The 13,745-nt window shown below is 35.0% G+C and carries 12 protein-coding genes and 1 pseudogene; 4 read left to right on the plus strand and 9 right to left on the minus strand.

The annotated features are described in order from the left end of the window. Positions 1-83 precede the first annotated feature (83 nt). From H8718_RS08505 to H8718_RS08520, 4 genes are all read right to left on the minus strand, one after another. Positions 84-1,730 (minus strand): Na/Pi cotransporter family protein, encoded by a 1,647-nt coding sequence (locus H8718_RS08505; RefSeq protein WP_249332574.1) that lies wholly within the window; start codon positions 1,728-1,730, stop codon positions 84-86. Between the two features lie 157 nt (positions 1,731-1,887). Then, positions 1,888-2,130: a hypothetical protein gene (locus tag H8718_RS08510; RefSeq protein WP_249332575.1), complete on the minus strand. Its 243-nt coding sequence runs from the start codon at positions 2,128-2,130 to the stop codon at positions 1,888-1,890. Between the two features lie 181 nt (positions 2,131-2,311). Next, a complete protein-coding gene (queG, locus tag H8718_RS08515) occupies positions 2,312-3,301 on the minus strand; it encodes a tRNA epoxyqueuosine(34) reductase QueG (RefSeq protein WP_249332576.1) in 990 nt (329 codons plus the stop codon). Positions 3,302-3,393: 92 nt separating this feature from the next. After that, entirely contained in the window at positions 3,394-4,098 is a 705-nt protein-coding gene (locus tag H8718_RS08520; RefSeq protein ID WP_249332577.1) for a Crp/Fnr family transcriptional regulator, read from the minus strand. Between the two features lie 195 nt (positions 4,099-4,293). On the opposite strand from H8718_RS08520, the gene H8718_RS08525 reads away from it, so the two are divergent. Genes H8718_RS08525 through H8718_RS08540 form a run of 4 tightly spaced genes read left to right on the plus strand, consistent with a single transcriptional unit; the run spans position 4,294 to position 7,734 of the window. Continuing rightward, positions 4,294-5,148: a DUF3100 domain-containing protein gene (locus H8718_RS08525; RefSeq protein WP_249332578.1), complete on the plus strand. Its 855-nt coding sequence runs from the start codon at positions 4,294-4,296 to the stop codon at positions 5,146-5,148. Beyond that, positions 5,149-5,595, plus strand: coding sequence for a hypothetical protein (locus H8718_RS08530; RefSeq protein ID WP_249332579.1), 447 nt, complete (start codon positions 5,149-5,151; stop codon positions 5,593-5,595). Positions 5,596-5,609: 14 nt separating this feature from the next. After that, the gene (locus H8718_RS08535; protein WP_249332580.1) at positions 5,610-6,944 is read left to right on the plus strand and encodes an amidohydrolase family protein; all 1,335 of its coding nucleotides are present in this window, start codon (positions 5,610-5,612) and stop codon (positions 6,942-6,944) included. Positions 6,945-6,957: 13 nt separating this feature from the next. Further along, complete coding sequence (locus H8718_RS08540) at positions 6,958-7,734, plus strand: sulfite exporter TauE/SafE family protein (protein WP_249332581.1); 777 nt, start codon at positions 6,958-6,960, stop codon at positions 7,732-7,734. 93 nt (positions 7,735-7,827) lie between these two features. On the opposite strand, the gene H8718_RS08545 is transcribed toward H8718_RS08540, so the two are convergent. The 5 genes and pseudogenes from H8718_RS08545 to H8718_RS08565 all read right to left on the minus strand — a co-directional run bounded on the left by H8718_RS08545 (position 7,828) and on the right by H8718_RS08565 (position 13,727). Further along, positions 7,828-9,351, minus strand: a complete 1,524-nt coding sequence (locus H8718_RS08545) for a sulfatase-like hydrolase/transferase (protein ID WP_249332582.1) — start codon at positions 9,349-9,351, stop codon at positions 7,828-7,830. A gap of 507 nt (positions 9,352-9,858) precedes the next feature. Beyond that, positions 9,859-10,176, minus strand: a pseudogene (locus tag H8718_RS08550) (LamG domain-containing protein); the annotation flags it as partial. Between the two features lie 263 nt (positions 10,177-10,439). Beyond that, positions 10,440-10,652 carry a DUF5348 domain-containing protein gene (locus H8718_RS08555; protein ID WP_249332583.1) on the minus strand — a complete coding sequence of 71 codons (213 nt, stop codon included), beginning with the start codon at positions 10,650-10,652 and terminating at the stop codon, positions 10,440-10,442. Between the two features lie 199 nt (positions 10,653-10,851). Next, positions 10,852-12,783: a bilirubin reductase, long form gene (bilR, locus tag H8718_RS08560; RefSeq protein WP_249332584.1), complete on the minus strand. Its 1,932-nt coding sequence runs from the start codon at positions 12,781-12,783 to the stop codon at positions 10,852-10,854. Between the two features lie 80 nt (positions 12,784-12,863). Next, positions 12,864-13,727, minus strand: coding sequence for an AraC family transcriptional regulator (locus H8718_RS08565; protein ID WP_177671612.1), 864 nt, complete (start codon positions 13,725-13,727; stop codon positions 12,864-12,866). Between the last annotated feature and the right edge of the window lie 18 nt (positions 13,728-13,745).

The following is a 13,745-nucleotide window of genomic DNA, read 5'->3' on the forward strand; positions in this document are numbered from 1 at the left end:
TTTTCTATATAGCCAAAGTTCTTTATATGTAAAGTACCTTGTCCTATCCTCTATTAGTGCCGAATAGAACAAGGCATTTTATTTTATATTTCTTCTAATACAACTTGTGCAATATTTGAGGCATGGTCTGAAATACGTTCTATATTATTTAAAGTATCTAGAAAAGCGATCCCTGCCATAGGCTCACAAACCTTTTGCACTAATCTTTTAATATGATTCGTACGCATATTACTTTCTAGCTTATCTACATGATCTTCTAAAACCATGGCCTTTTTAGCTAACCTATCATCAGTAACCTCATAAGCTTTTAGAGCTGTCTCTAAACACTGAATCCCCATCTCATTAATACGTGTCAGTTCTTTTCTCGCTTCATCAGAGAATTTAGAGTCATCTTCTATCATAGTGGCAGCAAGCTCAGCAATATTATCTGCATGATCCCCTATTCTTTCAATATCACTTACGATGTGAAATAAATTAGTGACTCTTAAAGATTCCTTTTCTGTTAAAGATATATTACTTAGTTTAACGAGATACTGATTAATGCCATTTTGCAATTCATTAATTTCTCTTTCTGTATCAAAAACCTCTTGCACTTTATCTCTATTTTTCTCAAATAACGCTTGCATAGCAACTTCCATATTATTTTTTGCAATTTCTCCCATACGTACTACTTCTTTGACTGCATTTTCCACAGCAAAAGAAGGGGTTTCAAACAAACGTTCATCTAAGTGTTGTAATTCTCCGGGCTTCGCCTCATTCTTACCTTTCACAAGATGCTCTGCTAAATAAACTAAACTACCTGCAAATGGGAAGAGTAGTAAGGTATTAACTACATTAAAAATGGTATGAACAATACTAATTTGTGTTACATCAATCATCTGACTACCTAAACCTGGTGCTATAAAAGTGAAGATTACAATAGCTAAAATTCCAAAAATAACAGATCCTAAAAAGTTAAAAATAAAGTGAATCGCTGCTGCCCTTTTGGCATTAATATTAGCACCGATACTAGAAAGAATAGCTGTAATACAAGTACCTATGTTCTGGCCAAGAATAATATAGATAGCTGAATTCCATGGTACAAGTCCTGCTAAAGCTAGTGCCTGTAGGATTCCTACTGAAGCTGAAGAGCTCTGGATAATAGCTGTTACACCTGCTCCTGCTAAGATACCTAGTATAGGGTTGCTTCCTAATACAACAAACATATTTTTGACTGCTTCTAATTCCCTAAGTGGCTTAGCCGCATCACTCATCATATCTAGACCTAGAAAAAGTGTACCAAAACCAAAGAGAATAATGCCCGTATGCTTAGCCCCTTGCTTTTTAGCAAACATAATTAAAGCTATACCTACAGCAATACATAAGGGTGCAAGTACAGAGGGCTTTAAGAAACTTGTCCATTCCCCTAATGACACAATCCATGCTGTAATAGTAGTTCCAATATTAGCTCCCATAATCACCCCTACAGCCTGCTTAAGGGACATAAGACTGGCATTTACAAAACCTACTACCATAACAGTTGTCGCAGATGAACTTTGAATAAGTGCTGTAACCCCTGCTCCTACTAGTACACCTAATAACCGATTACTCGTTAGAATACTGAGGAGCTTCTTCATTTTAGGCCCTGCTGCTTTCTGTAAGCCTTCTCCCATATATTCCATTCCAAATAAGAAGAGCCCTAATCCACCGATAAAGCTTAAGCCTATGTCTAACCAGTTGATTTGATTCATATATTTTGCTCCTTACTTTTATCTTATGTTCTTAGTTGATTAGTTCTTAATATGTGCATTTTCAAACCATTTTATGACAAAAGCACCAAGGTCATCGGGTATAACCTCAGTGCTTTTTATATGTACATTATAAACTTTAGTACTCTATAAACTTTTTTTATAAAACCTTCCTAATCTGCTCGAGCCTATAAGCTTTAATGCTTCTATTTTTACTACTTGTAATAAGTACCTCTACCTCATCCTTTTTAATCCTATAAACTTTACCTTTTAATTTAGTTCCTGTCACATTAACAGGTGTACCTAACTTTAGCTCTTTTACACATCCCTCTTCTTGACAGTTACAAGGATTACCTTCATTAAAAATCTTTTTACATGTACTGCAAAAATACGCTTTACTCATTTTATTTCCCCCTAGACTCAATTTAACTTTTATAAAAAGCTTGTATAAAAAACCTGTTACCTTATTATAATAAGCGTTCCCTAAATTTATGACTGCTTTTCTAGCTTTCATCTTTTCTTCTATAAAAGTAAAGTCCCTCTTATGCAGATAATAGAATACTCTGCACTTAGAGGGACCTCATTTATTTCTTTAGTTTATTTAGCCTATCAATATACTCATTAATATAAGGAGAATCTCCCCTGAAAGCCTCAATATCATGACCTTCCCGACTCATATGAATAAGAGCATTTCTTCTAATCACATTTTTGCCTCGCCACCCGCAAGAAGTAGGAGCTATTTTTTCTTTAAAATACTTATTATCCATCCCTGCATAAATAGCTACTTCATCATTCATATGCTCCAGCATTTTAAACTCTTCTAAACTAATCTTTTCTGTCTTTTCATTATAAGGACACTGAAGCTGACAAAAGTCGCACCCAAATACATTCCCCTTTAATAACTGAATTTCTTTATCACTTAAGTCTTTCTTCTGAGTCATATAGGAAAGACAAATATTTGGATTAATGCGTTTTTTATTAATCGATTTAGTTGGGCATTCATGAATGCAGTGGTCACAATCTCCACACTCTTTATATGTTGCTAGTTCCTCAAAGCATCTTTGATCCTGACACTCTATCTCTAAATCTGTTATAATCTCACCTAAAAACACATAAGAACCATACTTCTTAGTAATAACCATATTATTTCTGCCAATAAAGCCTATTCCTGCTAAGTAAGCAATATACCTTTCTGGCAAAGAATTGCTATCCACTAAGCTAATTGCTTCTCCGCCTAACGTCTCAATATACTCACATACCTGATCTAAATATTTTTTAACTACTCTATGATAATCAAGCCTTTTGGTATAAATAGAAAAGCCATTTGACTGTATCTTCTCATCCTCTTCATCATAATAAGGAAAAGCTATAGAGATAATAGTCTTGCCTTTTTCCATATAAAAGTTAGGATTTATACGCTTTTCTATATTCTGCTCTTCAAATTCATTTTGTAAGTTCTGCTTCTGTCTATTTGTATAAAATACTTCTAATTCATGAAACGTCCTGCAAGGTATAAATCCTACAGTATCTAGACCTATAGAACTACAGAAGTCTTGTATTTTTTGTTTTAACATTTATAATCACCGTATTACTTCTTATTTTTTAGCTTACATGGTTCTTATTATAGCCTAGATTAAATCCTTTTTAAACTAAGTCCCTTTTATAGCTAAATTGTTTGCTTTAAAATATGGTGCATTTCTTTTAGTAAAGTCTCATACTGGGTGTACTGTATACATATTTTCCCTTTATGGATACAAATAAGTCCCTGCTCCTTAAGCTTCTTTACACTTCTATTAAGTGTCTTAGTCGTCATACACATTTCTTCTGAAAGAACTTCTCTCGTTTTATGAATGGTAATCTGCTGCCCTTTCTGTATATTTTTTGTTTTGGCATATTGAACAATATACTCCATTAAAAAGAAGATAGCTGGATAAAAAAGCTTAGCACCTCTATTATAAGAGGATCTATATAATTTATAAGCAACTTTTTGTGAGACTAATCTTAAGAACTGATTATCCACTGTAATCCAGTATTCAAAATCTTCCCTAGGAATCTGCAGTACAATACAGTCTGTCAATGTTTCAATGGTTACAGAGGTTGTGGGCATACCTGCTAAAATGGTAACCTCCCCTATAAAATCAATAGGTTCATTTTTCTCTATCATAAAGATGTTCCCATTTTCAAATTCATTAATGACCCTATGCTCACCTGTGCACACAATAGCAAAATAATTAAGCTCATCATTTTTCTGATGAACTAAAGTACCTGCTGGAATGGTCTTAATGACATATTTATCTTTAATAGATACCGGCATGTTTTCAATATAGGGATAGAGCTCTGGCACTTTAATCAATAATTCCTCTAATGACATAAAAATCCCCCACTGTCTTATTTTATCATTTAATCTAGTTTATCTTATTATAATAAACTCGAACTATTTTTTAAAGTTTTTTAATAAATGTTCCCCTTTGTCCTTTTTTTATTTTTATTTTTCAAGTATGATAAAACAATCTTAAACACTATTATATATTTAAATATTAAGTAAAAAAACACGCAGGAGGTTACAATGGAGAATTATACTTATTGTTCGACAAAAGAAAGATTTAAAGCAGAATATAAAATTTATATTGCTGCTTTTATAATGATTATTATCGCTGACTCTATCGGCCAGATTAAGCTCCCTATAGGACCTGGACAACTTCTTTTATTCCCTATTTTTTATGCACTTTTACTCGGTATTATACAAGGCCCTCATGTTCTTAAAATCTTTAATGAAAAAGAAGTAAAAGCAGCTTCTAAGCTAGTTATTATAGCCATCTGTCCATTTGTGGCTAAACTTGGGATTTCAGCAGGCTCCAATTTGTCTGAAGTCATTTCAGCAGGTCCTGCCCTTCTCTTACAAGAGATTGGTAACTTAGGTACTATTTTCTTAGCTCTTCCATTTGCTATATTGCTTGGCCTGAAACGTGAAGCTGTTGGTGCTACACATTCTATTAACAGGGAAACAAATCTAGCTCTTATCAGTAATCTGTACGGACCTGATTCTGATGAAATGCGAGGTAGCCTTTCCATTTATATTGTAGGTGGTATGATTGGAACCATTTACTTTGGATTTTTAGCTACAATCTGTGCTGCAACTGAGCTATTTCATCCTTATGCACTTGGTATGGCATCAGGGGTAGGTGCGGGAATTATGATGGCATCTGCTACATCTAGCCTTGTAGAAATCTATCCTGCTCAAGCTGATCAGATTTTAGCCCTCGCTGGAATGAGTGAAACAATCTCTGGTATTACAGGTATTTATGTTGGCTTATTTATAGCTATCCCATTATGTAATAAACTTTATAATTTCTTAGAGCCTAAAATCGGCAATTTATGGGGTAAATCTCAAAAAACTCAACTTAAATCGGAGGACATGTAAATGAGATATAAAGAACACATAGTACTATTACTTATTGTTGGACTAGGTATTATCACAGCTAACTTTGTAGGATTTAAAGTAGCCTTTTTAGAATCACTACCTGGTACACTTATTTTACTTGGTATTGCTTTTATTGCTTTTATCCTAAGTAAACTTTTACCATTCAAACTGCCTATTGTAGCTTATTGCTCTATTTTAGGCTTACTTCTAGCTTGTCCTATTTCACCTGTGGCAAGCTATGTTATTGAAGCTACATCTAAAATCAACTTTACAGCTCCCCTTACTATTGTCGGTGCCTTTGCCGGTATCTCTATTGGTAGCGAAGTAAAAACTTTTGCTAAACAAGGCTGGAAGATGGTCATTCTTGGTCTTTTAGTTATGACAGGTACTTTTGTAGGTTCTGCTTTTATCTCTCAGATCGTACTTAAGCTGACTCATGCTATTTAGAAAGGAATTCTCTCATGTCTATACAAAAACAAACTTGTGACCTTATCATCCAAAACTGCTCTATTTTAACAAAAGATTATACTATCCTAGAAAATCAAAGTATTGCAATCTGCGAAGGAAAAATAGTAGCTATAGAGGATGCTTTTACTCTAGCTAATACTTATACCGCTTCCTCTATAAGAGATGGGGCTCATAAGCTCTATATGCCTGGCCTTGTTGATGCTCATATGCACACTAATCAACAACTTTTACGCGGTCGCATTATAGATGAGTTACCTATGATTTGGACACGCATTATGCTGCCTTATGAAAGTAGCCTTACATCTGATACTGTAGAGCTTAGTGCCCAGCTTGCCGCACTTGAAATGATTAAATCTGGCACAACAGCCTTTGCTGATGCCGGTGGTAGCTTTATGGATACAGCTGCTACAGTTTATCTTCAGTCTGGTCTACGCGGCGTACTGACTTACTCTACAATAGACCAAGGTAATGTGCCTGATACTATGAAGACTTCTACCAAAGAAGCTACTAGACGTACTAAAGTACTTTATGATGCTTACCATTTAAAAAATGATGGCTTACTTCAAGTATTCTTCTCACTTCGCTCTATTCTTTCTTGCTCACCTGAGCTTATCCAAGAAACTTTTGGTATAGCCAGTGAACTTGATACAGGTGTGCATGCTCATATGAACGAGTATGGTAATGAAGTAAATTACTGCCTTGAGCACTTTAAAATGCGTCCTTTAGAGTATCTAGAGTCACTTGGTGTACTTGGTCCTCACTTCCTTAGTGCTCATAGCCTTATGCTTTCTGAAGCAGAGAAAAGCATACTTGCTCAGTACAATATTAAAGTTGCTCACTGTCCATTTAGCAACTGTGGTAAAGCTGTCCCTCCTACACCTAGCCTATTAGAAAAGGGAATTACCGTTGCCTTAGGTACAGATGGCACAGCTCATGGTGGTATGAGTCTTTGGAATGAAATGAAGATTTTCCGCTCTGTTATGAATGTGACTCATGGCATTCAGACAAGTAATCCTGTCATTATGCCAGCAAAGACTTTATTACATATGGCTACACAAGGAGGCTCTGAAGCTATTAAACAAAGTCATCATACAGGCCAGCTTACAGTTGGTTATAAAGCTGATTTAATCGGTATTAACATTGATCAGCCACACCTTTATCCTACACATAATCTAGTCAATACACTTGTTGAAAGTGTTAACGCTAATGATGTAGTGGATATGATTGTAAATGGTAAACTTATCATGAAAGACCGTCACGTTCTTACATTAGATGAAGAACGCATCTTATATCATGCCAAAAAATATTTCTCTGCACTAAACTCATAATAGGAGGTTATTTATGTTTTTTATTCTTAGTTTGGCCAACCTAATTGTAGGTGTATTGGTAGGTATATCAGGCATTGCTGGATTTCTGCTTCCAATTACCTATGCAGGCCTATTAGCAATGCCTCTTAGCAGTTCTCTTGCCTTAAGCTTTACTTCCTTCCTAACTTCTGGTGTTATAGGTGCCTATAAGTATCACAAAAATGGGCAAGTGCATCTAAAATCTGGTACTGTCTTAAGCATAGGAAGTTTAATAGGGGGCCTTATAGGTGTACAGCTTAACTTACTCATTCCAATGCCTATTGCCAAAATACTTCTTTATCTTGTTGTACTTTTTTCAGGTTTATCCATCTTATTAAAAAAAGATGCTACCCAAACAGATGAGACCCAAGAACTACCTAGTCATTCCTTACTCAATCACATACCTTTTGCCATACTACTTGGTATTGTAACAGGTACAATCTGTTCCCTCTCAGGCGCAGGCGGTCCTGTTCTTGTCATGCCTCTTATGGTAAGTCTGGGTATGCCTATTAGACTAGCTGTAGGAACAAGTTTATTTAACTCTATTTTCATTGCACTACCAGCTTGCATAGGGTATATAGCTCAGTGCGACCTTACAAGTTTATGGCCACTTATTCTAGCAAGTATCTTCTTTCAATCTATAGGTGTCCTTACAGGTGCCAAAATAGCTGGTAAGATTAATATTAAACTCCTTAAACGTAGTGTCGCTTTTCTCTCAATAGGTGTATCTATTTATATGCTTTATTCAGCTATCACAAGCCTGATCCTTTAAATGTCTATATAAAAATAATGAACAAAATCCCTAGGCCTTTACTTAAGACTAGGGATTTTGTTCATTATAGTTAAATAAACCTAATAATCTTTTCTACTTACTTCGTACCGCTTCTTTCATTTCTAAACCCGTTGTATAATCTAACTGCCTTGGTTCATATTCCTCGTTCTCTTTTTGTCTTGTAAATCCAGTATAACTCCAGGTAGGCTCTGCAGAATCTGTCCTCCATGGCCTATCCTCCCAGTAATATCCTCGGAATGGATCTCTTGTACGATTCATTTCCTCTAATAAAGCATTATGGAGCTTGTTACGTATAGCTTCATATTTAGTATTTTCAATAAGGTTATTCACTTCATAAGGATCATCTTGTAAATCATAAAGCTCATCAGAAGTAAGTAAATTAATAACTAGCTTATATCTTCCATCAAAGATAGCCCTTACAATCTGTATCCCCCCAAAACCATCATGGTCTACCTCATACCTTCCAAACTCCATACATATATGGTCTTTAACCCTTTTTCCTGTCCTAATTTGTTCTTTAAGACTTTGACCTACAAACATTTTTGGTATAGGTACGCCCATGAAATCAAAAATAGTAGGAGCCAAATCGATATGTGAAACAGGATGTGAGTCTACTATCCCTTTTTGCTCCCAACCTTTACACTTCATAATAAGTGGAATATTCGTAATCTCATCATACATAGCAGGTCCTTTAGCACAAAGTCCATGTTCTCCAAAGAATACGCCATGGTCACTCGTATAAATAATAAGTGCATCTGGTGCATACTGCTCTATAGCTTCTACTACCCTACCAATTTCTTCATCTACAAAAGTATTACAACCAAACAAAAGTTGATGCCCTATACCCTTTCCATAGTTGGTTGCTTCATCTATCCTTTCCTGACTACGTTTTACTTCCCCCTTTTTTAAACCTGCCCATACTTTTTGATGTTGCGGTTTATGCTCTAAATTATCTAAATGAGCAGGTGTAACAGGTACTCTGTACTCTTTATATGCCTCTGAATAAGCTTCTGGTGCCAGATAAGGATCATGAGGCTCATCATAAGATACGACTAAAAAGAAATCCTCTGCGTGATGTTTTTCTAAGAAGTCAATGGCTCTATTCGTGCATCTATACCCATAAGTAAAGCTTTTTTCCACACCCACTGTATGAATGGTATTAGGATCTCTTGAAGCTATTCTTTCCTCTGGTGTAAGCTCTTCCAAATATGTCCTCATATCATACCAATACTGTGCATCCCATCCATCTGGACATCTACCCATTCCAAAGTAATCTCCACCATCTAGATGCCATTTTCCAACATATGCTGTATGTATACCATGATCTGTTAGTCTTTGCCCAATGTGCTGTACATCCTGGCCTATTCCCATAGAGTTAGTCCATCCCCCAGTAGAATGTGGATAAAGTCCTGTAAATAAAGCTGCTCTTGCAGGTTGGCACACAGGTTGTGCACTGTAAGCCCGATCAAATCTTATTCCCTCTTCAGCTAAAGCATCAATATAAGGTGTCTTCATTTGCGGGTGTCCATAACATCCCACCATATCTTTTCTTTGAGTATCTGTCATAATAAAAACAACTTTTCTTATATTTTTCATTTTCTATCCCCACAGTTTTTTAATTATTAAATACAGTTCATACTATATTTTATCACTTATTATAAACTTTTCAAAATATTTTACCCCTTCTTTCATTTCTCTTATAATCCTTGCATACATTGAAATAAAAACTAAGGAGCCTTTATGCCAATTAGCACTTCAGAACAAGTCACCTATATTACTCTATATTTTTTTGCTCTACGCAACTATGGAAGGTTTTTAAATCGATTCTATTTTTATCATTTTCCTTATATAAAATTTATAGAATACGCTTTAGCACTCATACTTTTATTTTTATTTATCCATATTATTTACCGCTATTCCCTTTACTTTGTAAGACTCATGCTTATTCTCTGTCTCACCTTTGCACCATGGTTAGTACGACTTATCTAGTTAATACCAGATATACTTATAAAGAATAAGACACTCTCTTTTCTACAGCAAAAAGCCACACCTATGCAGTTGTTTCAAAGAAAAATTGTATAGGTGTGACTTTTACATTTTTATTTAGTAACTTTCCTCAAAATGATTTTCTAGCTTTATCACTCTTATCTCACCTTTAAAATAATGGGTATGACTACTTCCTGCATGATTTTTGATTGCTCCTAATAATAAACTATTTCTAGTATTGATTTCCAATCCCTCTTCTTGCATCTCATCTACCTTTTCATCCCCTATATAAAGGATGTAAGTCCCATCATGATAAATGAGTTTAATCTCTACCCATTCCCCTAACTCAACAGGTACTTTTGACTCAAGTCTTACCTCTTTCTTTAAAGAAATATCACTTATAATAAAGTGTATAATGCCTTTCTCTATTTCTAAAGTAAAATCATCTACTTTATAATTCCCTCTCTAATTTATTATTTTTTTAATATTTAATCAAATATATATTAATTTAGATTATTTCTTTATACAACTATTTAATAAAAAGAATTTATGTTATCCTTTTTAATAAAATCTCTTAGACAAACCTCAGCATACTTGCTATCTTCTACAGTTACAATTTTTTCGATTATAAGAGATAACTTAAAAAGAGCACCTCCAACTGGAGGTGCTCTTTTTATATGCTATATTTCAAATATCTATTAGGCTCTAACTGGTAAGCCTTCATAGAGGTAAACAACTAAGAAACCATCTGTAAAATAGTATTCTCCAAATTCGTCTTCCTCTACTTTTCCTTCTAACCATTCTTGTTCATCTTCTTCAAAGATTGTAATATCTTCCCCACCAGCCCAATATGTTTGATCATCTAGTGCGAAGTATCCTTGCTCATTTCTAAAAAGCATACCTTCTTTCATCTTGTCACCTCATTTATAATATAGATAGCTATGGCTATTATAATACGTGATAGACACTTTTTATACCCCTATAAAAAAGAAATCTCATTCCAGTCCTTGTCTCTTCAAATAAATAGAGAATATCCATTGTTTTGTTCAAACATAATATAGCCTTCTAAAATAAAATGAGTATGAAATGAAATCATGCTTTTTAGTGGCTTTACCCTATTTGATTAGCTGCATCATAGCCTGTGCAAATAGCATGATTAATATCTTGGGCTTTCTCTTTACAATCTCCTACATAAACAACTGGTATACCTGCTTGTACTAATGGCTCCTGATCAAACTTGTTAGGCTTAGCACCTACTGCCATCACAACATAATCACATGGTATTTCTATTATTTCTTTATCTTTATTTTGAGCATATACAACTTGCGGTGTAATTTCCACCACTGTATAGCCTGTATAAAGGCCTACATGATGTGCTTTAAAAGAGTCAAATAGCACTGGTCTGACAGTTGTTGACTCTTCTTTAGCAATTTCATCCATCATTTCTACAATGTTTACTTGACAACCCCTATAAGCCAATGTCTCAGCAGTTTCTGCACCTACTAAACCACCGCCTATAACAACTACTTTTCCTGCACATATTGCCTCATCTGCTAGTACCTTCCAAGCATCTAATACATGTACTGCATCTGCTCCTTTAATAGGTGGCATACTATTAGATGCACCAACTGCTACAATAACATGCTCTACTTGGTCTCTTAACAAATCTGTGGCATCTACTTTTTTTCCTAATTTAAGTGTTACACCTAACTTTGTTAAACTTGCTCCTAAATACTGTATTACTCGATTCATTTCATTTTTACGTGGTGGTACTTTAGCAATTTGGAGCTGTCCACCAATTTGAATATTTTGGTCATAAACAATAACCTCATGCCCTTTCAAGGCTGCTACTCTTGCTGCTTCTAATCCTGCTGGACCTGCCCCTATAACACCTACACGTTTTGAAGTTACTGCAGGTGTTATTATTCTTTCATACTCATACCCATTCTCTGCATTAAGTACACAGCTTAAGAATTTACGGTTTTGAATGCTATCTGTACAGCCTTTATTACACATCATACAGTAGCGAATGGTATTCATTTGATTAGCTTCTGCTTTTTTAGGCCAATCTGGATCAGCAAGAAGTGGACGACCTATTCCCACTATATCAGCTTTACCTGCCTTAAGAATAGCTTCACCCATTTCAGGTGTTACAATACGACCTACTGTAGAAACTGGAATAGAAACAGCTTCTTTCACTTGCTTCGCATAGTCCGCAAAGAATGCATAAGGTTGTGTCCCCATAGCTGGAATGGTATCCCCCATGTTACCTGTATGATTAGCTTGTGCCACATGAAGCATATCTACACCTGCTTCTTCTAAACACTTAGCAAGCTCTATACCTTCTTCAATCAATACGCCACCTTTACCCCTTAAAGGATTTGTACTGATAATAGGCAACTTATAATCAATAGTCAAGTTTGGCGCAGCCTCTTTAATTGCTCTAACTACCTCTAATGCAAAGCGAATACGATTTTCAAAGGCACCCCCATATACATCTTCACGATGATTTAATAGCGTAGAAGTTAATGAACCTACAAGACGGTCTCCATGTACTTCTATAATATCTACACCTGCCTTTTCTGCTCTTTTTGCACACTCAGCAATCTTCTTTATAATGCCCTTCAGATTTTCAACAGATACTTCATCTACAAAATGTAACATATCATGATGTAGTTTAGCCCTTGCACCTTGCATATCGCCTTGTCTAAATAAAGCGTTAACAGCATCTACATCGTATTCAGGATGAAAAAGTTGAAGACCTAACTTTGCCCCATATGTATGTACAGCATCTGCTAATTTTTTATAGCTCGGAATCTGACTATCATCAAAGAGCTTAGGTGTTGGAGAAATAGTTTGGATAGGTGTGACATCCCCTATGACAATATAGCCTACACCACCTTCTGCTAAACGTTTATAAAAGTTTAAACTTTTTTCTCCGATAGAACCATCTCTTTCCTCATAACCTGTTGTAAGTGGTGGGAACATCACTCTGTTCTTTAAAGTAATTTTACCCACATTAATAGGTTGAAATAATTGCATATAAAAGCCTCCTTTCTTGATAATTCAATGTTATCAAGAAAAGGATGAAAAAACATATGTATTTCTTTATAAAAAATATATTATTCCGTACTCGTCATAGTTTTATTTCTTATTTCAATTTCATATTTTTTAGGACTAATACCTCGTATCTCTTTAAAAGTTTTACTAAAGTGATATGCGGAAGAAAAGCCTAATTGTCTAGCAATCTCTTCAATGTTATAGCAATGACACTTAATAAGCTGCTCTGCTTGATGTACCTTCAATCTTAAAATGTATTGACTTGGAGATTTATCGAATATAGCTATAAAGGCTTTGTACAAAGAATTGGAGCTTACGCCTATAGCCTGGCTCATTGTTTCTACTTTAATAGGCTCGCTTAGATGCTCGTGGATATAAGCCGTAGCCTTCTGAATGACTTGATTATATTGAGGATAATCATGTTTTTTCTCAAATTCTAAAACTTGTTTTTTCTGCTGGGCACGAATAATATGAATAACCATTCGTAAAAGTCCTGAATACAAAATACTATCATACCCAATAGCCTTGTTATTGGTCTCCATAAAGAGTTTTGCAAACATAGTCTCAAAATTTACAAACTCATCTTGGTATAAAACATGCCCGTTTGCAGTAATTAACTCTGCAAAATAACATGAGACATGCGCTGGCTCTACATCAAATTCAAAACAATAATATTCATAACACGCCTCATTTTTATTCTTCACTGTATAACTTGTGTGGGGACTTACCACAAACAAGCTCCCTTTTTTATAATGATATACCTGCTTTCCAACTTCCAAAACAGGTGTTGCTTCACGGTAGTAAATAATCTGAAAATGCGTTGGATAATGAATTTCAACAGTTTCCCCTAAAGAAATTTTAAGACCATAATCTACCAAATTAAGTTTAAGATGATTAATTAATTCTTTTGCATCCTCATATACCATTGAATCATTTTCCTTCCC

This window comes from Zhenhengia yiwuensis (genome assembly GCF_014384995.1).
Taxonomy (GTDB): domain Bacteria; phylum Bacillota; class Clostridia; order Lachnospirales; family Cellulosilyticaceae; genus Zhenhengia; species Zhenhengia yiwuensis.